General features: G+C 37.2%; 23 protein-coding genes. 19 read left to right on the plus strand and 4 right to left on the minus strand.

The features are described from left to right. Window positions 1–81: 81 nt before the first annotated feature. Both HMPREF3031_RS00380 and HMPREF3031_RS00385 read right to left on the minus strand, forming a co-directional pair. Window positions 82–1,032 carry an ornithine cyclodeaminase family protein gene (locus tag HMPREF3031_RS00380; RefSeq protein ID WP_002480555.1) on the minus strand — a complete coding sequence of 317 codons (951 nt, stop codon included), beginning with the start codon at window positions 1,030–1,032 and terminating at the stop codon, window positions 82–84. Between the two features lie 14 nt (window positions 1,033–1,046). Next, window positions 1,047–2,189 carry a nucleotidyltransferase gene (locus HMPREF3031_RS00385; RefSeq protein ID WP_002480556.1) on the minus strand — a complete coding sequence of 381 codons (1,143 nt, stop codon included), beginning with the start codon at window positions 2,187–2,189 and terminating at the stop codon, window positions 1,047–1,049. A gap of 127 nt (window positions 2,190–2,316) precedes the next feature. On the opposite strand from HMPREF3031_RS00385, the gene HMPREF3031_RS00390 reads away from it, so the two are divergent. From HMPREF3031_RS00390 to pheT, 5 genes are all read left to right on the plus strand, one after another. Further along, a complete protein-coding gene (locus HMPREF3031_RS00390) occupies window positions 2,317–2,865 on the plus strand; it encodes a YceD family protein (RefSeq protein ID WP_002480557.1) in 549 nt (182 codons plus the stop codon). Between the two features lie 91 nt (window positions 2,866–2,956). Next, entirely contained in the window at window positions 2,957–3,130 is a 174-nt protein-coding gene (gene rpmF / locus HMPREF3031_RS00395) for a 50S ribosomal protein L32 (RefSeq protein WP_002480558.1), read from the plus strand. Between the two features lie 103 nt (window positions 3,131–3,233). Next, window positions 3,234–3,980, plus strand: a complete 747-nt coding sequence (locus HMPREF3031_RS00400) for a TrmH family RNA methyltransferase (RefSeq protein ID WP_002480559.1) — start codon at window positions 3,234–3,236, stop codon at window positions 3,978–3,980. A gap of 334 nt (window positions 3,981–4,314) precedes the next feature. Beyond that, window positions 4,315–5,373, plus strand: coding sequence for a phenylalanine--tRNA ligase subunit alpha (gene pheS / locus HMPREF3031_RS00405; protein WP_002480560.1), 1,059 nt, complete (start codon window positions 4,315–4,317; stop codon window positions 5,371–5,373). Beyond that, complete coding sequence (pheT, locus tag HMPREF3031_RS00410; protein WP_061054787.1) at window positions 5,373–7,778, plus strand: phenylalanine--tRNA ligase subunit beta; 2,406 nt, start codon at window positions 5,373–5,375, stop codon at window positions 7,776–7,778. The genes pheS and pheT overlap by 1 nt, the downstream gene beginning before the upstream one ends. A gap of 119 nt (window positions 7,779–7,897) precedes the next feature. Here the strand turns inward: pheT and rnhC are convergent, their stop codons facing one another. Continuing rightward, window positions 7,898–8,851 (minus strand): ribonuclease HIII, encoded by a 954-nt coding sequence (gene rnhC / locus HMPREF3031_RS00415; RefSeq protein WP_002480562.1) that lies wholly within the window; start codon window positions 8,849–8,851, stop codon window positions 7,898–7,900. 270 nt (window positions 8,852–9,121) lie between these two features. On the opposite strand from rnhC, the gene zapA reads away from it, so the two are divergent. The 13 genes from zapA to HMPREF3031_RS00480 all read left to right on the plus strand — a co-directional run bounded on the left by zapA (window position 9,122) and on the right by HMPREF3031_RS00480 (window position 22,948). Next, a complete protein-coding gene (zapA, locus tag HMPREF3031_RS00420) occupies window positions 9,122–9,388 on the plus strand; it encodes a cell division protein ZapA (RefSeq protein ID WP_002480563.1) in 267 nt (88 codons plus the stop codon). A 9-nt stretch (window positions 9,389–9,397) separates the two neighbouring features. Beyond that, window positions 9,398–9,919, plus strand: a complete 522-nt coding sequence (locus tag HMPREF3031_RS00425) for a CvpA family protein (RefSeq protein ID WP_002480564.1) — start codon at window positions 9,398–9,400, stop codon at window positions 9,917–9,919. Window positions 9,920–10,036: 117 nt separating this feature from the next. Further along, a complete protein-coding gene (polX, locus tag HMPREF3031_RS00430) occupies window positions 10,037–11,749 on the plus strand; it encodes a DNA polymerase/3'-5' exonuclease PolX (RefSeq protein ID WP_037556449.1) in 1,713 nt (570 codons plus the stop codon). A gap of 10 nt (window positions 11,750–11,759) precedes the next feature. Beyond that, entirely contained in the window at window positions 11,760–14,108 is a 2,349-nt protein-coding gene (locus HMPREF3031_RS00435) for an endonuclease MutS2 (protein ID WP_002480566.1), read from the plus strand. 126 nt (window positions 14,109–14,234) lie between these two features. Next, on the plus strand, window positions 14,235–14,549 hold the full coding sequence (gene trxA, locus HMPREF3031_RS00440) for a thioredoxin (RefSeq protein ID WP_002480567.1): 315 nt from the start codon (window positions 14,235–14,237) through the stop codon (window positions 14,547–14,549). A gap of 229 nt (window positions 14,550–14,778) precedes the next feature. Then, window positions 14,779–16,575 (plus strand): excinuclease ABC subunit UvrC, encoded by a 1,797-nt coding sequence (uvrC, locus tag HMPREF3031_RS00445; protein ID WP_002480568.1) that lies wholly within the window; start codon window positions 14,779–14,781, stop codon window positions 16,573–16,575. A gap of 487 nt (window positions 16,576–17,062) precedes the next feature. Beyond that, entirely contained in the window at window positions 17,063–17,677 is a 615-nt protein-coding gene (locus tag HMPREF3031_RS00450) for a succinate dehydrogenase cytochrome b558 subunit (RefSeq protein WP_002480569.1), read from the plus strand. A gap of 52 nt (window positions 17,678–17,729) precedes the next feature. Next, a complete protein-coding gene (gene sdhA / locus HMPREF3031_RS00455) occupies window positions 17,730–19,526 on the plus strand; it encodes a succinate dehydrogenase flavoprotein subunit (RefSeq protein WP_002480570.1) in 1,797 nt (598 codons plus the stop codon). After that, a complete protein-coding gene (gene sdhB / locus HMPREF3031_RS00460) occupies window positions 19,526–20,335 on the plus strand; it encodes a succinate dehydrogenase iron-sulfur subunit (RefSeq protein ID WP_002480571.1) in 810 nt (269 codons plus the stop codon). Before sdhA ends, sdhB begins: the two co-directional genes overlap by 1 nt. A gap of 70 nt (window positions 20,336–20,405) precedes the next feature. Beyond that, complete coding sequence (locus tag HMPREF3031_RS00465; protein WP_002480572.1) at window positions 20,406–20,924, plus strand: GNAT family N-acetyltransferase; 519 nt, start codon at window positions 20,406–20,408, stop codon at window positions 20,922–20,924. Between the two features lie 113 nt (window positions 20,925–21,037). Then, window positions 21,038–21,838, plus strand: a complete 801-nt coding sequence (racE, locus tag HMPREF3031_RS00470; RefSeq protein ID WP_002480573.1) for a glutamate racemase — start codon at window positions 21,038–21,040, stop codon at window positions 21,836–21,838. A 16-nt stretch (window positions 21,839–21,854) separates the two neighbouring features. Then, entirely contained in the window at window positions 21,855–22,442 is a 588-nt protein-coding gene (locus HMPREF3031_RS00475) for an XTP/dITP diphosphatase (RefSeq protein ID WP_002480574.1), read from the plus strand. Continuing rightward, entirely contained in the window at window positions 22,439–22,948 is a 510-nt protein-coding gene (locus tag HMPREF3031_RS00480) for a YfcE family phosphodiesterase (RefSeq protein WP_002480575.1), read from the plus strand. Before HMPREF3031_RS00475 ends, HMPREF3031_RS00480 begins: the two co-directional genes overlap by 4 nt. 67 nt (window positions 22,949–23,015) lie before the next feature. Here HMPREF3031_RS00480 and HMPREF3031_RS00485 read toward each other — a convergent pair whose 3' ends face one another. Continuing rightward, a complete protein-coding gene (locus tag HMPREF3031_RS00485) occupies window positions 23,016–23,390 on the minus strand; it encodes a VOC family protein (RefSeq protein WP_002480576.1) in 375 nt (124 codons plus the stop codon). A gap of 119 nt (window positions 23,391–23,509) precedes the next feature. On the opposite strand from HMPREF3031_RS00485, the gene HMPREF3031_RS00490 reads away from it, so the two are divergent. After that, window positions 23,510–23,953 carry a VOC family protein gene (locus HMPREF3031_RS00490; RefSeq protein ID WP_002480577.1) on the plus strand — a complete coding sequence of 148 codons (444 nt, stop codon included), beginning with the start codon at window positions 23,510–23,512 and terminating at the stop codon, window positions 23,951–23,953. Window positions 23,954–24,022: the final 69 nt, after the last annotated feature.

Genomic DNA, 24,022 nt, shown 5'->3' on the forward strand with positions numbered 1-24,022 from the left:
ACACGTTTCAACGTCTATTTGTATCATACAAAAGGTGTTGAAACGTGTTTTTTATTTGATATTAAATGTTTTGTTTTGTAGTTATTGATTTAACTTTTCATAAGCACCGATGGCAACAGCTAAATCAAAGTAAGCTGCACCAACACATTTAAAGACAGTGATGGCGTCATTATTTTTACGATATAGAGTCCCTTGTTGTGAAAGTGTTTTGAGTTCATCATTGATTTCTTCGAAAGTGAATGTTTTATTTTCATTCGCTTCAATCAATTCTCCTGACTCTTCTTTAGCCCCTTCAAGATCATCTACAACGACACTTTCTGCTTGCGTGAAAATATTTGCATCTAGTTCTTTCATATCCGGTTGGTAAGAGCCAATACCGTTGATATGTGTGCCTGGTTGTACATCTTCAGCGTTAAAGACAGGCTGCGTGGAAGGTGTTTGGCAGTTGATAATATCTGCTTGTTTGACCAGTTTTGATACATCTTCTAATACTTGAACATTTAAATCTGGGTAATCTTTTAAAATACGTGTTTTAAAGTCTTGTGCTTTTTCTGTTGTACGGTTGTAAAGCAAGACTGTATCAATAGGGCGGACCTCGATATTACCTAAGAATTGTTCGTAAGCCATACCACCTGTACCAATCATACCTAAAGTTGTCGCATCTTCACGGCTCATATATTTAGTCGCAATACCGCTCAGTGCACCAGTTCTCAATCTAGTCAGGTAACTGCCATCTAACATCGCCTTCGTTTCACCATTTTTAAGATTAGTAATCACGATTTGTGCTTGTGTAGTAGGTAGTTGCTGTTTTGGATTCTCTGGTGTGATAGATGTAATTTTGATTGTGCCGAGTTGTTTGGCTAAGTCAACACAAGGCATGTATAACATAGATTTTGCACCATCACCTGTAGGAATCACCGTGCGTGGTGCAGTTTTGATTTGGTTCAACTTATTGAAACTTTCTTCAATCGCTGTAATCGCATCTTTCATATGATAACGTTCTTTTACTTCCAATTCTGAATAAACTTGCATGTTGATTTACCCCCTTATTGTGACTGTACCCTAATTACAGGTGTATTGAAATCATCAGCGGTTTGACCAGACAGTGCATTATAAATTTCAGTTGCTTTGATTTCTGGTTCAAAATAACTTGCGGTCGCTTTATTAACGTTCGTAATAAAGTGTCGATCTGGAAAATCTTTCTTCAATTGTTTTAAGTACGCTTGTCCTTTTTCATTCATACCTAAGATGCGTACAGCGTCAATTTCATTTTGTTTATTTGCTTGTTTAAAGTTTAACAAGCAGTTCATTAACATACGCTGAATACGGGTATACGTATAGCGCTTAGTTTTAAGCAGCTGCATCAATTGATTGAAGTTGTGTGCAGATTGGATTTTTTCTTTTAAACGATACTCAAACCCTTCACTAACCGTATGCATCTCACGTAGTTCTTCAAGAGAGGCGCGTAATAATGTAAATTTCAGATAAGGGAACACTTCATCTAACGTTAATTGCGGTGATGTATACAAGTGTTTAACTGATGATGGAACTACTGTTTCAAAGCTTGCATCATTGTTTTTGAGCGCCTTTCTGATTGCGCTGCCGCTTGCAAAAGTTTGGTTGTCTATGGTTTGGTTATGATGGTTCGTTTGATGTCGTTGTAATGTCAAAGGTGTGATGTGTGCTGCATAGTGTTGAATAGCTTGTACATAAGAGAGACCTAAGATATTATTAGGTGTCTGCAGTAAAGCAGGTTCATCTAATAATTCATGGATGATTCTAGGGTAACTTTTCCCTTCGTGCAGCTTTGTTTGAAATTCTGGATGTTCTTCGAAATGGTTGAGTTGCATGGCAACATGTTCGAAATCTTTGATGCTGCCGGATTCACTTCCGAACACGAGTGCATCACAATTAAGATAGTCAGCAACTTTGACACCCATTTCTGCGAAGTATTCTCCAGCAGATAACGCTGCATAAGCAGGAAGCTCAACGACAAGGTCGCAAGCAGAGAGTGCCAATTGTGTGCGTAAAAATTTGTTGTAGATTGCGGGTTCTCCGCGCATCACAAATTGACCGCTCATAATAGCTACAGTGATATCTGCATCAGCGATTTGACGTGCTTGTTCTGCATGGTAGACATGCCCGTTATGGAAGGGGTTATACTCTGTAATCAGTGCAGCGCATTTCATTTGCAATCCGTCCTTTCAGAATTCATTATGATTATTGTATCAAAAAGTCAAGATGTTAAGAAAAAATCTTGACAACTTAACGCTAGAAAGTTAAAATAAATTTTGTGCTTGTTAGAGGTGAAGCCATATGAAATGGTCAATAACGCAATTAAGAAAATATCAAGGTCAGCCTTTTGAATTTGATCAAACAGTAAATTATAATCATTTAATTGATAAATTAGGACTTATAGATTTATCTGATATCCGAGTGAAGGGCAAACTTGATGTCAAATCAAATGAAGTTGTCGCTGATATCCACTTAACTGGTGCGTACACGATGGAAGATGCGCGTACATTAAAACCGGTTGAAGTGCCGATTGATGTGGAAACAACAGAGATATTTGATTTAGAAGGTCATGAGTTTAGTGATAGCGAAGAAGATGATGAACATTATCATCTTGCTACAAACGGAATGATTGATTTACGTGATATCGCAGAAGAGCTTGTCATCATAGAAAAGCCTATCCGAGCAGTGGCTGAAGACAGCAGTTTAGAAGACATGCTGCAGAGCGGTCAAGGTTGGGAAGTTATTGACGAAGACGAATTAGAAGAAAGTGAACAAGCAGAAGAAATCTCTTCTAAGAAAGTCGATCCAAGGCTTCAAAAATTGCAACAATTTTATGATGAAAAGCAATAGAAGTTGATGTACAATAGATAGTATTGTTATTAACATCTTAATCGCACAGTAACAAAGATTTTTGTGTTTGAAATTTAAGGAGGATTAAATCATGGCAGTACCAAAAAGAAGAACATCTAAAACTAGAAAAAATAAACGTCGTACTCACTTTAAATTATCAGTACCAGGTATGACTGAATGCCCTAACTGTGGTGAATACAAATTATCTCACCGCGTTTGTAAAAACTGTGGTTCTTACAACGGTGAAGAAGTCGTTTCAAAATAATTGATGAATAATGAGACCCATCGTATATAACGGTAGGTCTCATTTTTGTTTATGAGAAGCAACATGATAAAATAAGGAAAAATCGTAAATGAGGTAACCGACTATGGAACAAATTACGTCACCGCAAAATACGAAGGTGAAACAAGCGAATAAATTAAAGAAGAAAAAAGAACGAGATAAAACAGGACTGTTGTTGGTAGAAGGGACACATTTGATTGAAGAAGCGGTTCAAAGCCAATTATCAGTAAAACAACTTTTTGTCGTTGAACCTGAACGCTTTGATGCACAATTAATTGAAGCTGCTGAAGAAGCGTTCCATATAAACTTCAAAGTAGCAGAAAGTTTGTCAGGAACTGTGACACCTCAAGGTATCTTTGCGGTCATTGAAAAACCAGAGGTTGCTTCACGTATCGCAGAGGCTAAACAAGTATTACTGCTTGATCGCATTCAAGATCCAGGTAATCTTGGTACGTTGATTCGTACAGCTGATGCAGCTGCGTTGGATTTGATTGTCTTGGCACCAGGAACAGCCGACGCGTATCAAGATAAAGTATTACGCTCAAGCCAAGGCAGTGTCTTCCATTTACCGATTGTCACTCAGCCGATTGAGGAATTTATTAATCAATTTGATGGGCCGGTATACGGCACTGCATTAGAAGATGCGGTGAATTTTAATGAAGAGGATGCACAATCATCTTTCGCGTTATTGCTTGGTAACGAAGGTCAAGGTGTCGATCCAGCATTATTAAGTCATACGACGAAACGTTTAACAATTCCGATGTACGGGGCTGCTGAAAGTCTGAATGTAGCGATTGCAGGCAGTATCTTAATCTATAAATTAAAAGGTTGACCGGTCGGAAGGGATTACTTATAATTAAATGTGATTCAGAGTTTGAGCAGATGACTCAAACAGATAAATTAATACTTTGCCTATAAAAAGACGTAAATTATCAGAAGCAGACTGTTTAGGGAGAATAACCGTGACTGAAAGTTATTCCAGAATGCGATAATTTTTTTCACCTTTTTGGCAACTTAAAGAAATTTAAGTCGGTTCATCACCGTTATCTATGATAAATCAAGTGTATGCGTATGCATAAATTTGGGTGGTACCACGGAAGACTTCGTCCCATATCTCAGGGATAGAAGTCTTTTTTTATTGGCAATATTATTTAGGAGGGGCAGATATGATTCAAACTGAAGAAATGAATCAGCTGAAATCAGAAGCTTTGGCCGATGTGTCACAAGCGTCAGATGAGAAAGCGTTACAAGATGTTAAAGTTAAATACTTAGGTAAAAAAGGTTCTGTTTCAGGTTTAATGAAACAAATGAAAGATTTATCAAATGAAGAAAAACCAAAATTCGGACAAGCAGTCAATGAAGTACGCCAAGCGATTGAACAAGCAATTGCTGAACGTAAAAAAGTGCTTGAACAAGAACGTTTAAATAAACAATTAGAAGAAGAAACAATTGATGTGACTTTACCAAGTCGCCAAATCAAACAAGGCGCAGCACACCCATTAACACGTACGATTCAAGAAATTGAAGATTTATTCTTAGGTTTAGGTTATGAAATTGTGAATGGTTATGAAGTAGAACAAGATTACTATAACTTCGAAGCATTAAACTTACCGAAATCACACCCAGCACGTGATATGCAAGATACATTCTATATCACAGAAGAAACGTTAATGCGTACACATACCTCACCTGTACAAGCACGTACACTTGAGAAACGTAATGGTCAAGGACCAGTTAAAATTATTTGTCCTGGTAAAGTATATCGTCGTGACTCAGATGATGCGACACACAGTCACCAATTCACACAAATTGAAGGCTTAGTTGTGGCAGAAAATATTAAAATGAGTGACTTGAAAGGTACGCTTGAACTTGTGGCGAAAAAATTATTCGGTGAAGAACGTGAAATCCGTTTGCGTCCAAGTTACTTCCCATTCACTGAACCTTCAGTAGAAGTCGATGTGTCTTGTTTTAAATGTGGCGGTAAAGGCTGTAACGTATGTAAAGGTTCAGGCTGGATTGAAATCTTAGGTGCCGGTATGGTGCATCCGAATGTTTTAGAAATGGCTGGTTTCGATTCTTCTAAATACACTGGATTCGCATTCGGTATGGGTCCTGACCGTATCGCAATGTTGAAATACGGTATTGAAGATATTCGTTACTTCTATACAAATGATGTCCGTTTCTTAGATCAATTCAAAGCTGTTGAAGATAGAGGTGAAGCATAATGTTTGTATCAAAAGAATGGTTAGAATCTTTAGTTGCGGTTAATGTACCGATTCAATCATTAGCTGAACGTATCACACGTACAGGGATTGAAGTCGATGACATCATTGATTACACAGCTGAAATTAAAAAATTAGTCGTAGGTTATGTGGAAAGTAAAACACAACATCCGAACGCAGATAAATTGAATATTTGTAAAGTGGATATCGGTGAAGAAGAACCCGTACAAATCGTTTGTGGTGCACCTAACGTTGATGCTGGACAATATGTGATTGTCGCAACTGTTGGCGGTCGTTTACCAGGCGGCGTTAAAATTAAACGTGCGAAATTACGTGGTGAAGTTTCTGAAGGTATGATTTGTTCACTTCAAGAAATCGGCGTTCAAAGCAACGTGATACCTAAAGCATTTGAAGAAGGAATTTATAACTTCCCGAATGAAGTCAAACCAGGTACTGATGCATTAGAAGCATTATACTTAAATGATCAAGTAATGGAATTCGACTTAACACCGAACCGTGCGGATGCATTAAGTATGGTAGGTGCTGCCTATGAAACATCAGCACTTTATGGTGCACCGTTAACATTACCAGAAACACAACCTGACACGACTGAAACTTCAGCATCTGAAGAAATTTCAGTAACAGTTGAAAATCCAGATAAAACACCTTATTACAGTGCACGTGTTGTTAAAAACGTTAAAATCGGCCCATCTCCAATGTGGATGCAAGCACGATTAATGAAAGCTGGTATTCGTCCGATTAATAATGTTGTAGATATTTCAAACTATGTGTTATTAGAATACGGCCAACCACTTCATATGTTTGACCAAGATCATATCGGGTCTGACAAAATTGTCGTGCGCCAAGCGCAAGAAGGCGAAAAAATGACAACGTTAGATGATACAGAACGTGAATTATTAGCGTCAGATATCGTTATCACAAACGGCAAAGAACCGATTGCGCTTGGTGGTGTGATGGGTGGAGACTTCTCTGAAGTTACTGAACAAACACAAAATGTCGTGGTTGAAGGTGCAATTTTCGATCCTGTCAGCATTCGTCATACATCACGTCGTCTTAACTTACGTAGTGAATCTTCAAGCCGATTCGAAAAAGGAATTGCGACTGAATTTGTAGACCAAGCTGTAGACCGTGCATGTTACTTATTAGAACATTACGCACAAGGTGAAGTATTATCAGATCGCGTCGCATCAGGTGACTTAGGCGAATTTATTACACCGATTGAAATTACAGTTGATAAAATTAATAATACAATCGGTTCAGAAATGACAGTTGAAGCGATTGTGAAATCATTAAGTCAACTTGGTTTCAAAACTGAAAATAATGAAGGGAACTTAACAGTCTATGTTCCTTCACGTCGTAGAGATGTCAAAATCAAAGAAGACTTAATCGAAGAGGTGGCACGTATTTATGGTTATGATGAAATTCCATCAACATTACCAGTCTTCGAACAAGTTACAAGCGGTCAATTGACAGACCGTCAATCAAAAACACGTATTTTAAAACGTACATTAGAAGGTGCAGGTTTAAGTGAAGCAATTACGTATTCATTAGTAGACCGTGCACGTGGTAAAGCATTCTCAGTGAGTGACAAACCAAACATTGAATTGTTAATGCCGATGAGTGAAGCACACGCAGTATTACGTCAAAGTTTATTACCACATTTAATTGATGCGGTGGCTTATAACGTGGCACGTAAAAACACAAATGTATTCTTATATGAAATCGGTCGCGCCTTTTTTGCGAATGGCAAAGGTGAATTACCAGATGAGGTTGAATACTTAAGTGGTATTTTAACTGGTGAATATAGCAGCAACCAATGGCAAGGTAAAAAAGAATTAACAGATTTCTATCTTGCGAAAGGTGTCTTAGATGCAGTTGCGGAAAAATTAGATGTTACATTTGATTACGAGGCAACGCAAATGGATGGTTTACATCCAGGACGTACGGCAAATGTTTTATTAAATGGCGAAGTCATCGGCTTTATCGGTGAATTACACCCGCAATTAGCTGAAGAAAATGATTTAAAACAACGTACGTATGTCTTTGAATTAAACTACGATAAATTGATGAATGTTTCTGTGGGTTACATCAATTATGAACAAATCCCTAAATATCCTGGTGTAACGAGAGATATCGCATTAGAAGTAGATACAACAGTGTCAGCTGCTGAACTTATTAGCACAATCAAAGCACATGGCGGTAAAATCTTACAAGATGCGCAAGTTTTTGATGTCTATGAAGGCGAACATATGGAAGCTGGTAAGAAATCAGTTGCGATCCGTATCTCTTATTTAGATACAGAAAATACGTTAACAGACGAACAAGTGACAGCGGTTCATGATGAAATCGTGAATGCGTTAACTGCAGAAGGTGCAGTGATTCGTTAATTCGGTTCAATTAAAGAAAATAAAATATTAAAAAACAAGCTCTTTCTACACAAATCATGTGTGGAAGGAGCTTGTTTCATTTTATTTATATATAAAGTGTAAGCAATCTGTTAAGGTGATTAGTTGTTTAATTGTTTTTTACGATAAAGGTCTAAGGCTTTGTCTCTATTTTTAAAGTCAGCTTTTGATATAGAGTCTAATGTCTCTGTACCGTATTGATCAATTAAACGAGCCGCAAATAAATCTACTGTTTGACTTGCCCCTTTTGGAATCGTTTGGTTTATTTTTTTGCCCATATGTTCCATATGTTTCACGAAAGCATATCGGGAAAGGATACTTGCGGCTGCGATGGCTAAAGATTTGGATTCACCTTTTGTTTCGAAACAAGTTTTGTCTGGATAAGGCATAGCTGTCAGTGCGTAATTTTGATAAACACCGCGTACCGCAAATTGGTCAATTACAATATAGTCTAAAGGGAAGTTTTGTGCTTCGATACGGTCTACCACGTTTTCAATGGCATGATTATGCAAGACCGCTTTCATTTTAACTTGTGACCAGCCGAGTTGTTTTTGTTCATTATATCTTTTGTTATCTAATATTTGTAGTGAGTAGGGAAGGAATGTCACTAATTGCTCAGCTAATTTAACAATTTTATCATCTGATAATTTTTTAGAATCATCGACACCTAATGTTTTTAATACTTCAACATGTTCTTTTGACACATAAGCCGCACAAACAGTAAGCGGACCGAAATAGTCGCCGCTGCCTGCTTCATCACTGCCGATACAGTTGGATGTATTAAATGGATAATCACTGGAATTGATGATTGTTGTTTTCTTCTTCTTTGAGGGTGCTTTAGACGTTGAGGCAGCATTACCTAGTAATTGTTGTGAAACTGCTTCTGCTTGAGTGCCTTGAAACATGACTTTGTCGGAATTATAAATATGAATTGTTGTACCTTGATATTTTGCGCGTGCGCGTGAGCCTTTGGGAAGATTCGTTGTGTCTGCGTTGATTTTGCTAAGTAATTGTTGAATTTGTTCTTCTGTTAATTTTAATACGACGTTCGCCATAGGGATGCTCCTTACTTGTAGTAGTATTCTTATTTTACTATAGGTGCCTGTCGCAATAAAAGGTTATATATTACAGTCTGTTTACATAACATTGGCAAAAAGCGTACACTACTTACATAATAAATGGCACTCGTGTATAATGGTTCGTGATGAATAAATAGAGTGGTTTTCAACAAATCAGTGTGAAAATCAGTTACGATTAATATAAGAGATACACTCATCAGTTGTCGTGGTGAATGAGTGAAAATAAGCAAGATTGGAGTTATCAAATTGGGCGAATTTAAAAATAGAATCAATGTTACGATTAATAACAAAAATTATACAATAGTCGGCGAAGATAATCCTGAGCATATACGTTATGTTGCGCATCTAGTAGATGAAAAAATTCAAGAATTAGGTCGTAAGAGTGCAGGATTAGATACCACACGTAAAGCAGTATTAACTGCGGTTAACATTATGCATGAAAAGGTGTTATTAGAAGAAGAAAATCGTCGTTTGACACAAGAGTTGAATCGTTTGAAGCATGACGAACAGTAGGGTCTGCCTATGCTGCTAAATTTCTTCATCTTTTTTGTCTTTATTTTGATTGCCGCTATGGGGTTTCGCAGAGGATTTTGGTGGAGTCTGCTTCATTTTATAAGTACGGTCGCTGCGTTTATCTTTGCGGCATTATGGTACGCACCGATTGCGAAGCAGTTAGAATTATATGTTCCGTTTCCTAAAACGAAAGCAGCACAAACACATTATTTTATACAATATGATGATATTCATCTGCGCTTTGAAAATATTGTCGCGTTTATCATGATATTTCTAATCAGCAAGTTTATTTTATACCTTATTTTATCTGCGTTTGATAAAATAATGGTAACACAACCCATATCTATCTTGAATCGAAGTTTCGGTGTACTGCTTAGCTTGATCAGCTCTGTGGTCATTGTCTTGCTCGTATTATACTTATGCAGCTTATATCCGAGCTTTTCGATTCAGCAGCAATTTGCACAATCGATTATCGCAAATTTGATACTCTTTCATACCCCATATCTGTCATCATTTGTGATGGCATTATAATTCAATGAATACAAAGACTAAACAAAGAGGAGGCTGACACATTCGCCAATCTGTTACAGATATACGAATGCCATCAAGTTCCTCTTTTTAATTGGAGTGAATAAAGTGAGTCAACATATTACAAAGAAAGATGTTGTGCGTTTATTAGAGAAGATTGCCACTTACATGGAGTTAAAAGGTGAAAATACATTCAAAGTGTCTGCTTATCGTAAAGCAGCGCAAAGTTTAGAAACAGATGAACGTACGATGGATGAAATTGAAGATGTCACAAAGCTTAAAAACATCGGTAAAGGTGTTGGCGAAGTTATCAATGAATATTTAGCAGCAGGTGAATCTGAAACACTTAAAGCATTAGAAGAAGAAGTGCCTGAAGGTTTAGTGCCGTTATTGAAGATTCCAGGTCTTGGCAGTAAAAAGATTCATAAACTTTATAAAGAGCTTGGCATTACGAATAAAGAAGAGCTTGCACGTGCTTGTGAAAATAAAGAAGTCAGTGCGTTAAGTGGTTTCGGTAAAAAGACTGAAGAAAATATCTTAGCGGGTGTCAAAGCGCTAAGTGCACGTAAAGAACGTTATCCTATCAACTTATTGATTAAATTGAATCAAGAAATTGAAGAATATTTAGAGACGATTGATGCGTTAGAACAATATCATGTCGCAGGCAGTTTCCGCAGAGTGAAGGAAATGAGTAAAGATTTAGACTATATAATGAGTACAAATGATCCTGAGACTGTGCAACAAGCCTTATTAAAGGTGCCGCATAAAGTCAAAGATGTGGCAGTAGGATTAACGAAAGTATCGGTAGAAGTTGAATTTGAAGATGAAACAATTGAAATCGACTTCAGAATTGTTGAACCAAACGCATATTATCATACGCTGCAACATTTTACTGGCTCAAAAGATCATAATATCCGTATTCGTCAACTTGCGAAAGCACGCGGTGAAAAAGTCAGTGAATATGGCATTGAACAGCCAGATGGTTCTTTGCTGCAATTAGACAGTGAAGCAGCTATCTATGAACATTTCGGACATGAATGGATTGCGCCGCCAATGCGTGTAGACGGCAGTGAATTTGACCGAGACTTATCTAATATTGTGACTTTAGATGATATTAAAGGCGATGTGCACATGCATACAACCATGAGTGACGGTGCCTTTAGTTTGCGTGAAATGATTGAAGCTAATATTCAAAAAGGCTATGAATATATGGTTATTACAGATCATTCACGTAGTTTACGTGTAGCACATGGTTTAGAAATTGAGCGTTTATTACGTCAAAATGAAGAAATTAAAGCGATGAATGAGGAATATGATGAAATTGATATTTACTCTGGAACTGAAGTGGATATTTTAGCAGATGGTACATTAGATTATCCAGATGAGATATTAGCCCAGCTTGATTATGTTATCGCATCGATTCATCAAAGCTTTAATCAAACGGAAGAACAAATTATGCATCGCTTAGAACAAGCATGCCGTAATCCTTATGTGCGTCATATTGCACATCCAACAGGACGTATTATCGGTCGCCGTGACGGCTATAAAGTTAATATGGATCGATTATTCGAGATAGCGAAAGAAACAGGCACCATTTTAGAAATCAATGCGAATCCATTACGTTTAGATTTAAGTGCAGAAGCGTTACGTCATCATCAAGATATTATGGTAACCATCAATACGGATGCACACCATATCGATAACTTAGAGTTGATGAAATATGGTATCGCGACAGCGCAAAAAGCTTTTATTGATAAATCACGTGTGTTGAACACTATGAGCAGAGAAGATTTCAAATCATTTATAAAAAATAATAAAAAGCTAAAGAAATAGAGGGATGTCAGTGAGACAGAAGACATTAGATGTGCTTGATTTCGATAAAATCAAAGCACTTGTAGAAAAAGAAGCTGTCAGTGACTTAGGACGAGAAAAAGCAGCGTCAATGTCACCAGCTTCTGATTATCAAACTGTTGTTCATCAAATAGATGAAACAGACGAAATATCTCAAATTTATAATAAGCATCGTTTACCGAGTTTGAGTGGTTTATCTAAAGTGTCACCGCTTATTCATCGTGCGAAAATCGGCAGTATGTTGAACGTACGTGAGTTGAACCAGATTAAGCGTTTAATTCAAGTTCAAAATCAATATAAAACATTCTACAGTCAACTCTTAGAAGAAGAGGAAGCTATCAATTATCCGATTTTAGATGAGCGTATGACTCAATTGCCGATTCTTTCGGATTTGTATCAAGAAATTAAACAAAAATGTGATGCTTATGATTTATTTGATGATGCAAGCTATGAACTTCAAAGTATCAGAAGTCGCATTCATAGTACGTCACAACGTATTAAACAAAACTTAGACCGTGTGGTTAAAAGTCAATCGAACCAAAAGAAATTATCAGATTTGATTATTACAGTCAGAAATGATAGACATGTAATTCCAGTAAAAGCGGAATATCGTCAAGATTTCAATGGTATCGTTCATGACCAATCATCTTCAGGTCAAACGTTATATATTGAACCTTCTGCTGTGGTAGAAATGAATAACAAAATCAGCCGACTCCGTAATGATGAGAAAGCAGAAGTCGAACGTATTTTGACGGAGTTGACGTTAGAAGTTGCTGGTGAAGCGGATGCTTGTTTAATTGCAGAGTCTGTAATGGGACAAATCGACTTCTTAACTGCGAAAGCACGATACGGCAGTTCTATTAAAGGGACGAAACCTGAATTTACAGAAGAACGTAAGGTGTATTTACCAAAAGCATTCCATCCATTATTAGATCCAAAAACGGTTGTTGCGAATACTATTGAATTTGTAGATGGCATTCAAACTGTGATTATTACGGGTCCGAATACTGGTGGTAAAACTGTCACATTGAAAACGTTAGGTTTAATCATCGTGATGGCACAATCAGGTTTATTAATTCCAACATTAGACGGTAGTAAACTCGGTGTCTTTGATAATGTTTATTGTGATATCGGTGATGAACAATCGATTGAACAATCATTATCAACGTTCTCTTCTCATATGAAGAATATTGTAGAGATTTTAAAACATGCAGATCACAACAGTGTGATTCTCTTTGACGAACTTGGTGCTGGTACAGACCCAAGTGAAGGGGCAGCACTCGCAATGAGTATTTTAGATAATGTACAAAAACGCGGTGCATTAGTGATGGCTACGACACACTATCCTGAATTAAAAGCCTATAGTTATAACCGAGAGGGTGTCATGAACGCCAGTGTGGAATTCGATGTGAATACGCTCAGCCCAACGTATAAATTATTAATGGGTGTGCCTGGACGTTCAAATGCCTTTGAAATTTCAAGTAAACTCGGTTTAAACGGCAAAATTATTCGTGATGCGAAAGCGATGATTGGGCAAGATGAGCAAGAAATCAACAATATGATTGCTTCACTAGAGAAGAATACGAAACGTGTAGATAATCAACGTATTGAATTAGAACAATTATTACGAGAAGCACAAGATTTACACCGTCAATTGAGTCAGAAATATGATCAATATCAAAATTACGAAAAACAATTGATGGATGAAGCGAAAACGAAAGCCAATCAACGTGTTAAAGTTGCGACAAAAGAAGCAGAAGAAATTATTTCAGATTTACGTCAGTTAAGAGATGAGAAAAACGCTGATGTGAAAGAGCACGAGTTGATTGAAAAACGTAAACACTTAGATGAGCAATACGAAGCAACTGACCTTAAACAAAATGTGAAGAAGAAAAAATGGGATGAGATTAAAGCTGGCGATGAAGTCAAAGTCTTAACCTATGGTCAAAAAGGTGAAGTGCTTGAAATCTTGGATGATGAAGAAGCAGTGGTTCAAATGGGCATCATTAAAATGAAATTACCGATTGCCGACTTAGAGAAGAAACAAAAGACACAAGAACCACAAACGAAAATGGTATCACGTTCGAACCGTTCTCCAGTGAAAATGGAGTTAGACTTAAGAGGTTATCGTTATGATGAAGCGGTAACAGCTTTAGATCAGTACCTAGATCAAGCCATGCTCAGCAACTACGAGAATGTTTATATTATTCACGGGAAGGGAACAGGAGCATTGCAGAAGGCAGTGCAACAACATTTGAAACGACATAAAAATATTGCCTCTTACCGCACGGGTACACCAAGTGAAGGTGGCTTCGGTGTAACAGTTGCGACGTTGAAATAATACGATTATGAAAATAATATGAAGAAATATAAAAAAGAATGTGGTTATGAGCAAAGCCGATGCAATTACAAATCGGATCTGATATACTTTGTTCATCATTAAAATTCCTAAGGAGGAACGATATTTATGGCATTAATTAAAGTTACTGATTCAGACTTTAACGAACAAGTTCAAAATGGTGTTAAATTAGTAGATTTCTGGGCAACTTGGTGTGGACCTTGTAAAATGATCGCACCTGTATTAGAAGAATTAGCTCAAGATTTCGACGGTAAAGCTGACATCTTAAAATTAGATGTTGACGAAAATCCTAACACTGCAGCTAAATTCGAAGTAATGAGTATCCCAACTCTAATCGTTTTCAAAGATGGAGAACCTGTTGATAAAGTTGTAGGTTTCCAACCTAAAGAAAACTTAGCTGAAGTATTAAACAAACACCTATAATTTTAAAATAATGCCGAGTTTCGGCGATTATGGTTGAAACTTCACGTTAAATATCGAATCAATCATTACAAAAATGCGAGACCAGAATATAGTGTTCTGGTCTTTTTCATATGGAAATTTAAAGCGTTGGTTAAGCAAGCCAGTCGCTCGTATAAGCTGGTATTTGTTATAATAGTAAATTGAATTTCATAGTAAATCTATCAAACTTTAGGAGAAGGGAGGTTAATCGTTGGAAGATTATAAAGAAAAGATTAAACAGAAACTATCAGTGGTTCCGTTTGAACCTGGCTGTTATTTAATGAAAGACCGCAATGATCAAGTCATTTATGTCGGGAAAGCTAAACGTCTGCGTAATCGATTGCGTTCTTATTTCACAGGTGCGCACGATGCGAAGACGACACGTTTAGTAGGAGAAATCCGTAATTTTGAATTTATCGTTACAGATAGTGAAACGGAATCGTTATTGTTAGAGCTGAATTTAATTAAACAATATCAACCTCGTTACAATATCTTGTTGAAAGATGATAAGAGCTATCCTTTCATTAAAATTACGAGAGAAAAATATCCACGTTTGTTGGTTACAAGAACTGTTAAAAAAGGGACAGGTAAATACTTTGGCCCTTATCCAAACGCATATTCAGCAGTAGAAACGAAAAAATTGTTAGACCGTATTTATCCATTCCGTAAATGTGATAAAATGCCGGATAAATTATGTTTGTATTATCACATCGGTCAATGCTTAGGCCCCTGTGTCTATGACGTAGATGAACAACAATATGCGCAAATGATTCAAGAAGTGACAGAGTTCTTAAATGGTGAAGATAAAACAATTCTTAAGAACTTAGAAGATCGCATGATGGCAGCGAGTGAACAATTAGACTTTGAACAAGCCAAAGAGTATCGTGATTTGATTCAACATATTCATAACTTGACGAAAAAACAAAATATCATGTCGACAGATAATAAAGCGCGTGATGTATTTGGTTATAGTGTGTCGAAAGGTTGGATGTGTGTTCAAGTCTTCTTTGTCAGAAACGGGAATATGATTCAACGTGATACAACAATGATTCCACTTCAACAAACAGAAGAAGAGGAGTTCTATACGTTTATCGGTCAATTCTATCAATTGAATCAACATCTTTTACCGAAAGAAGTGCATGTGCCGAAAAATTTGGATGCTAACATGATTCAATCGGTTGTAGATACAAAAATTGTGCAACCAGTCAGAGGCCAAAAGAAAGATTTAGTTGAGATGGCGAATCATAACGCTGAAATTTCATTAGAAAATAAATTCGAATTGATTGCGAGAGACGAGTCTAGAACAATCAAAGCGATTGAAGAGCTTGGAGAACAAATGGGAATTCAAACGCCGATTCGTATTGAAGCGTTTGATAACTCTAACATTCAAGGTGTTGATGCAGTGTCTGCGATGGTTACTTTTGTTGATGGTAAACCAGATAAAAAAGGATACCGCAAATATAAAATTAAAACGGTTGATGGCCCGGATGATTATAAATCCATGCAAGAAGTGATCCGTAGACGTTATACACGTGTATTGAACGATGGTTTACCGTTACCTGATCTTATTATTGTCGATGGCGGTAAAGGACAGATGTCTGTAGCTATTGATGTACTTGAGAATGAATTGGGATTAGATATTCCTGTCGCAGGCTTACGTAAAAATGATAAGCATAGAACGTCAGAACTGTTGTATGGTGTAAACGCAGAAGTAGTTCCGCTTAAGAAGAACAGTCAAGCGTTCTATTTACTGCAACGAATTCAAGATGAAGTCCACCGTTTTGCGATTACATTCCATAGACAAACAAGACAAAAACATGGTTTGACGTCTGTGTTGGATAATATTGATGGTATCGGACCAAAACGTAAAACGAAGTTGTTAAGAACGTTTGGTTCTGTGAAGAAAATGAAAGCAGCCACGGTTGCGGAGCTTCAAGAAATTGGTTTTCCTAAAAAGATAGCTGAGAATTTACTACAAGAATTAAATAAGGAAGAACAAAAAAGTTAGAAGCGGTATATTCTAAAGTGAAAGCTGAAGGAGGTGCCGCTTTCAGCTTAATTTTAAGTCTATTTGAAGCTGAATTTAAACTAAGATTGAAAAAAATCCATTGATAATAATTCTCATGCCCAAAAGGCTGTAAAAAAATGTTACAATATCGTTAACGAGATTTTATTTTTTTAGGTGCGTTTGTAAACGCTTTCTAAATGAAAACAATTCTCACTTAATGTGTAATTGAATACAATTGCCTCGATTGTAAGGGATTGCAGCGGTCATCGGTTCAGCATATACAGCTAAGATAGGGGTCCATACATAGAGAAAAATGGCGCTGAGCTGCCGTGCTGATTGCAGTGTTTTACAACTCCCAGCAGGGCTGTTCGTTGGTGGTTGAGTCATTTGTATTGATTTTACTTAATTTTGTGAGCATTTGGAGCATTTCAACAAACCTGAAAATGAAATCAATTAATATCATTTGTTTCACAGGGGGGACTTCCTTTTGGGTTATACTAAGAATCAATTTTATTTAAGACGCATACACTCGTTACTAGGGGTTATTCCGATCGGTGCATTCTTATTAGTGCATTTGACAGTTAACCACCAAGCGACTAAAGGAGCAGGAGCTTTCAACCAAGCAGCAGGATTTATGGAATCATTACCATTCTTGTTAGCACTTGAAATCTTCTTAATTTACTTACCAATTCTTTATCATGCGTTATACGGTATTCACATTGCATTCACGGCTAAAGAGAACGTCGGCCATTATTCATGGTTCAGAAACTGGATGTTCTTATTACAACGTATCACAGGTGTTTTAGCGTTTATCTTTATCGCAATCCACTTCTATCAAACAAAAGTGGAAATGTGGTTAGGGCATAAAGAACTAGGATTCAACATGATGCAAGACTACTTAAGCAATCCATTCTGGTTAATCTTCTACCTTGTTTTAACAGTAGCAGTAATTTTCCACTTTGCGAACGGTTTATGGTCATTCCTAGTAACATGGGGTGCCTTACAATCAGCTAAATCACAACGCGTATTTACATGGGTATCATTAGTAGTATTCGTTATTGTTTCTTACATCGGTGTAAGTGCAATCTTAGCGTTCGTATAAGAGCAATAGCATAGCGTAAATAAAGGTTATATTTTCAGGGAGTGACATTTATATGGCAGAGAAAAAAGTTATTGTTGTCGGTGGAGGACTTGCCGGTCTGATGTCAACAATTAAAATAGCAGAACAAGGTGTACATGTTGATTTATTCTCAGTAGTACCCGTAAAACGTTCGCACTCTGTGTGTGCGCAAGGGGGTATTAACGGAGCGGTTAATACAAAAGGTGAAGGCGACTCACCTTGGATCCACTTTGACGATACAGTTTATGGCGGGGACTTCTTAGCGAACCAACCACCAGTTAAAGCAATGGCGGATGCAGCACCGAAAATCATCCACTTATTAGACCGCATGGGTGTAATGTTCAACAGAACACCTGAAGGTTTACTTGACTTCCGTCGTTTCGGCGGTACGTTGCATCACAGAACGGCATATGCCGGTGCAACAACTGGTCAACAGTTATTATATGCATTAGATGAACAAGTTCGTAAGTTCGAAGTAGACGGTCTTGTGACAAAATACGAAGGTTGGGAATTCTTAGGTGTTGTGAAAGACGAAAACAACGCAGCGCGTGGTATCGTCGCACAAAACTTAACGGATGCGAAAATCGATGCATTCCGTTCTGATGCAGTAGTGATGGCAACAGGCGGTCCTGGTATTATCTTCGGTAAAACTACAAACTCAATGATCAATACAGGTTCAGCAGCATCTATCGTGTATCAACAAGGTGCAGTTTATGCGAACGGTGAATTTATCCAAATCCACCCAACAGCGATTCCTGGTGACGACAAATTACGTTTAATGAGCGAATCAGCACGTGGTGAAGGTGGACGTATTTGGACTTATAAAGACGGTAAACCTTGGTATTTCTTAGAAGAGAAATATCCGGATTACGGTAACTTAGTACCTCGTGACATCGCAACACGTGAAATCTTCGACGTATGTGTGAACCAAAAATTAGGTATCAATGGTGAAAACATGGTATATCTAGATTTATCACACAAAGATCCGCATGAATTAGACGTTAAATTAGGCGGTATCATCGAAATTTATGAAAAATTCACAGGCGATGACCCACGTAAAGTACCAATGAAAATCTTCCCAGCAGTTCACTATTCAATGGGTGGATTATACGTAGACTATGATCAAATGACTACAATTGACGGTTTATTCGCAGCAGGTGAATGTGACTTCTCACAACACGGCGGTAACCGTTTAGGTGCGAACTCATTATTATCAGCGATTTATGGCGGTACAGTAGCTGGACCGAACGCTGTAAAATATATCGACACTGTTGAACATTCATATACTGAATTAGACGACAGTCTTTACCAAGACTTAATCGATAAAGAACAAAAACGTTTTGACGATTTATTAAACATGAGAGGGACAGAAAATGCCTTCAAACTTCACCGTGAACTTGGTGAAATCATGACGAAAAACGTAACAGTTGTTCGTGATAACAAACGTTTACTAAAAACAGATGAAAAAATTCTTGAGTTGATGAGACGTTATCAAGATATTGACATGGAAGATACACAAACTTGGAGTAACCAAGCTGTATTCTTCACACGCCAATTATGGAATATGTTAGTACTTGCTCGTGTGATTACAATCGGTGCATATAACCGTAATGAATCACGTGGTGCACACTACAAACCAGAATTCCCTGATCGTAACGACGAAGAGTGGTTAAAAACAACAAAAGCGTTTTACGAAGGTATCGATAATCCACCAAGATTCGAATACGAAGATGTGGATATCAGCTTAATTCCACCACGTAAACGTGACTACTCATCTAAATCAAAATCTAGTAAAGAAGATTCAAGTAAGGAAGAAGGGAGCAAATCATAATGGCAGAAGAAGTTAAAGATGAAGCGGTTCAACAACCAGCTCAAAATAGCTCTAAAACTGTAACTTTAATCATTAAGCGACAAGATACTGCGGACTCACAGCCATATGAAGAAAAATTTGAAATTCCTTATCGTGAGAATTTAAACGTGATTGCATGTTTGATGGAAATCAGACGTAATCCGTATAATACAAAAGGGGAAAAAGTCGCGCCGGTAACATGGGACATGAACTGTTTAGAGGAAGTATGCGGTGCTTGTTCAATGGTTATCAATGGTCATGCACGTCAAGCATGTTCAGCGATTGTGGACCAATTAGAACAACCTATCCGTTTAGAACCAATGAGCACATTCCCAATCGTACGTGACTTACAAGTTGATCGTTCTCGTATGTTCGATAACTTAAAACGTATGAAAGCATGGGTACCGATTGACGGTACGTATGACTTAGGTCCTGGACCACGTATGCCTGAGAAAAAACGTCAAACAGCGTATGAATTATCTAAATGTATGACATGCGGTGTGTGTTTAGAAGTTTGTCCTAACGTAACAAGTAAAAACGAATTCGTAGGGGCACAAGCAATTTCACAAGTACGTTTATTCAACTTGCATCCAACAGGTTCAATGACTAAAGACGAACGCTTAGACGCTTTAATGGGCGGCGGCGGACTTCAAGAATGCGGTAACTCACAAAACTGTGTGAATGCTTGTCCTAAAGGTATTCCTTTAACAACTTCAATCGCAGCGTTGAACAGAGAAACTTCATTCTACATGTTCAAATCGTTCTTTGGTTCTGACCACCAAGTACAATAATTTGATAATAAATCAAGAGGCAGGAGTGCGACTCCTTGCCTCTTTTTTAGTGGAAGAAAGGAAGTCGAAGATGAAAATCAGAACAGAACAATCAAATGATGAACAAGCTATAGAACGATTGATTCAAGCAGCTTTTGAAACTGTTGAGATGAGTGATCAGACGGAACATCTATTAGTCCAACGTTTAAGAAAAAGTACCGCTTATGTACCTGAACTCTCTTTGATCGCTCTATCAGAACAAGAGGAGATTATCGGTCATATTATGATGTCTAAGATTACTATTGGGTTTGAAACGCCGTCATTAGCGCTTGCACCATTAAGTGTAGCGCCGAATTATCAAAGACAAGGCGTAGGAACGAAGTTGGTTGAAACAGCATTAGAAACCGCAAGACAACTAGGTTATCAATCAGTTGTAGTTTTAGGTGACCCAACTTATTATCAGAAGTTCGGGTTTGAACTGGCTGCGGCTTATCATATTTTTGGACCAATGAAAGAGATGGAACCTTATTTAATGATTTTGGAATTGAAGGAAAATGTGCTAATGAATATGAGTGGAGAGGTACATTATTCTGAAGCTTTTAATCTTTAAAGCGTTTTTGTCTACATTTTGTCTCGTGAAACCAAATAACCATTCATGCAATCTAATTCAGGGTTATGATAAAATATAGTCTAAGAATGCTTTAGTGTGAGGATGAAAAAGACATGAATAAACCCATCGGAGTAATTGACTCAGGAGTCGGCGGCCTCACTGTAGCCAAAGAAATAATACGTCAGCTGCCAAATGAAACGATCTATTATCTTGGTGATAGCGCCAGATGTCCATATGGACCAAGAGATGGCAAGCAAGTATGTGATTTCACGGTACAGCTTGCGAATAAATTAATGGAATATGATATTAAAATGCTGGTTATCGCATGTAATACCGCAACGGCTGTCGCATTAGATACGTTGAAAGCCTTATTACCGATTCCGGTAATCGGTGTAATTGAACCTGGCTCACGTACTGCGATTATGACGACACAAAATAATAAAGTAATGGTGTTGGGTACTGAAGGGACAATTAAATCAGAAGCTTATACAAAACATATACAAGCGATTAACCCGCATGTTGAAGTCACAGGAGTTGCATGTCCGGATTTTGTACCTTTAGTGGAACAAATGCGTTATCATGATCCCGTCGCAACAAATATTGTGATTCATCAGACGTTAAAACAATATAGAAATAATGATGCTGATACGGTAATTTTAGGATGTACGCATTATCCGTTACTCTTCCAACCGATTTATGATTATTTCGGTGGTAATAAAACTGTGATATCATCTGGTTTAGAAACAGCACGTGAGGTCAGTGCGTTATTGACGTTCAGTCATGAACATGCGCATTATACCCCACATCCGAAACATCGCTTCTTTGCGACAGGGGATACAAAACATATCCAATACATCATTGGACAATGGTTAAAAATAGATAATGTTGAAGTAACACATGTGAAAGTGGATTAATATTGAGGTGAAGGACATGGAAGATTTAGTAATTGCGACAAACAACAAAGGAAAAATCAACGACTTTAAAGTCATCTTTCCTGAATACAATGTGATTGGTATCAGTGAATTAATTTCAGACTTTGATGTCGAAGAAACAGGGACAACATTTGAAGAAAATGCAAAATTAAAATCTGAGGCAGCAGCTAAAGCGTTAGGCAAACGTGTCATCGCAGACGACAGTGGCTTAACAGTGGATGCGCTAAATGGGGAACCTGGTATTTATTCAGCGCGTTATGCTGGAGAAGATAAAGATGATAATGCGAATATTGAAAAGTTATTAGAGAAATTAAAAGGTAACAGCCGCCACCGTACGGCAGAATTCGTTTGTGTCATCAGCATGAGTGCACCAGGCGAAGAAACTGTGACATTTGAAGGCACAGTTAGCGGTGTAATTACAATGGAAAAATTAGGTGAACATGGTTTCGGTTATGATCCGATATTCTATGTACCAAGAATGCATAAAACAATGGCACAATTAACGGATCAAGAAAAAGGTGAAATCAGCCATAGACGTCAAGCAATTGATAAATTAAAAGCTTATTTAAAGGGTGATCAAATTTGAGACGTTGGATTATTGTAAGTGACAACCACACAGAGTCTGGTATTTTATTTGAAGTGGTGAACCACTATGACCAAGTTGATGTTGCGTTGCATTTAGGTGATTCAGAGTTCCAATATGATGATACAGAATTAAGTTTATACCATCGTGTTAAAGGTAACTGTGATTTCTATCCGGAGTTTCCAAATGAAAATGTCATCAGTGATGAAGGTTTACGTGCTTTCTATACACATGGACATTTATACAGAGTGAATACGACACGTCAACTTCTAGCTGAAAAAGCTAAAGAAGAAAATTGTCAGTTAGCCTTTTATGGACATACACATATTGCTCGTTATGAAGAAATAGAAGGGGTACATGTGATTAATCCAGGCAGTATTTCACAATCAAGAAGTATGATGGAAGAAACTTATGCTGAACTTTTAGTAGATAGTCAAAATGTCACATTGAATTTCAGAAATAGAAATCATGACATTATTGAAACAGTTGAATTTAAAGTAAACGGTTAAAATTGAAAAATAACTAAAAATAATGATGCTGAAGGGTGAAAATTTACATCCTCCAGCATCTTTTTTATTAGATTTGTTTGACTGCGAAATAATTATTTTCATCATCCGCAAAGTTGAAGACTCTGCCTTGAGGCATGTCGACTAAATCACCGACTGTGATGTCTTTGTCTTGATAATCTTGATAGAGTTGTTCAATATCTTCTGTCGCAAACATTAAAGAAGGTGTTTCTGTACTAATGCCTAAATCTAATGATTGTATCTTTTGCTTGTTGTGGAGGACAATGGCTGTTTGTGCGTCACTTGATGGTCGCAGTACAATAGTACGCATACCATGTTGTTCTGTATCGGATGAAACAGTGAAACCTAATTTTTCTGTCCAAAAAGCTTTGGCTGTTTCTTGATTATTCACATATAACATGACTTCGTCTAAACGTTGAATCATTTTAACACCTCGAGTTTCTTTTTTTAACTTATCATCATATCCCCGCTTATTTGTTGTTTGAAACTACAAATAAAAGGTATGATTAGAATGCAGTACATTAAATAAAAAGGGGATTGATTATGACTCAATTATATCCATATTTAGCGTTTAACAATACTAAAGAGGCTTTAAAATATTATGAAGAGGTTTTTGGCGCAACTGATATTCAACGTTTAGCTGTTGATCCATCACAAGCTGAAAACTTTGGTGTGAGTGAAGAAGAAGCGGACAATAAAACAATGCATTCTGAATTTACCATTGCGGGTGTGACATTATACGCATCTGATGCGTTCGGTAAAGATGTTCAAATCAACGAAGGTATTTCTTTATTAATTGATTATGATATTAATGATGAAGCGGATGCAAAACGTATAGAAGCTTTATATGACAAAGTAAAAGATGATGAATCTGTACATGTAGATATGCCACTAGCAGAACAATTCTGGGGCGGTAAAATGGGTTCATTTACAGATAAATATAATGTACGTTGGATGTTGCACGGACAAGATCATTCAAAACAATAAAAGAAAATAATAGATAAAAGCTGAAATAAGCATCCATGTCTTAATAAAACCGACATGGATGCTTATTTT

This window comes from Staphylococcus sp. HMSC072B07 (assembly GCF_001815505.1).
GTDB lineage: Bacteria > Bacillota > Bacilli > Staphylococcales > Staphylococcaceae > Staphylococcus > Staphylococcus simulans.

Coding starts and splice junctions, on each gene's coding strand:
- HMPREF3031_RS00380 (WP_002480555.1), bottom strand. CDS start 1,032: ATGCAAGTTTATTCAGAATTGGAAGTAAAAGAACGTTATCATATGAAA.
- HMPREF3031_RS00385 (WP_002480556.1), bottom strand. CDS start 2,189: ATGAAATGCGCTGCACTGATTACAGAGTATAACCCCTTCCATAACGGG.
- HMPREF3031_RS00390 (WP_002480557.1), top strand. CDS start 2,317: ATGAAATGGTCAATAACGCAATTAAGAAAATATCAAGGTCAGCCTTTT.
- rpmF (WP_002480558.1), top strand. CDS start 2,957: ATGGCAGTACCAAAAAGAAGAACATCTAAAACTAGAAAAAATAAACGT.
- HMPREF3031_RS00400 (WP_002480559.1), top strand. CDS start 3,234: ATGGAACAAATTACGTCACCGCAAAATACGAAGGTGAAACAAGCGAAT.
- pheS (WP_002480560.1), top strand. CDS start 4,315: ATGATTCAAACTGAAGAAATGAATCAGCTGAAATCAGAAGCTTTGGCC.
- pheT (WP_061054787.1), top strand. CDS start 5,373: ATGTTTGTATCAAAAGAATGGTTAGAATCTTTAGTTGCGGTTAATGTA.
- rnhC (WP_002480562.1), bottom strand. CDS start 8,851: ATGGCGAACGTCGTATTAAAATTAACAGAAGAACAAATTCAACAATTA.
- HMPREF3031_RS00425 (WP_002480564.1), top strand. CDS start 9,398: ATGCTGCTAAATTTCTTCATCTTTTTTGTCTTTATTTTGATTGCCGCT.
- trxA (WP_002480567.1), top strand. CDS start 14,235: ATGGCATTAATTAAAGTTACTGATTCAGACTTTAACGAACAAGTTCAA.
- sdhA (WP_002480570.1), top strand. CDS start 17,730: ATGGCAGAGAAAAAAGTTATTGTTGTCGGTGGAGGACTTGCCGGTCTG.
- sdhB (WP_002480571.1), top strand. CDS start 19,526: ATGGCAGAAGAAGTTAAAGATGAAGCGGTTCAACAACCAGCTCAAAAT.
- HMPREF3031_RS00465 (WP_002480572.1), top strand. CDS start 20,406: ATGAAAATCAGAACAGAACAATCAAATGATGAACAAGCTATAGAACGA.
- racE (WP_002480573.1), top strand. CDS start 21,038: ATGAATAAACCCATCGGAGTAATTGACTCAGGAGTCGGCGGCCTCACT.
- HMPREF3031_RS00475 (WP_002480574.1), top strand. CDS start 21,855: ATGGAAGATTTAGTAATTGCGACAAACAACAAAGGAAAAATCAACGAC.
- HMPREF3031_RS00485 (WP_002480576.1), bottom strand. CDS start 23,390: ATGATTCAACGTTTAGACGAAGTCATGTTATATGTGAATAATCAAGAA.
- HMPREF3031_RS00490 (WP_002480577.1), top strand. CDS start 23,510: ATGACTCAATTATATCCATATTTAGCGTTTAACAATACTAAAGAGGCT.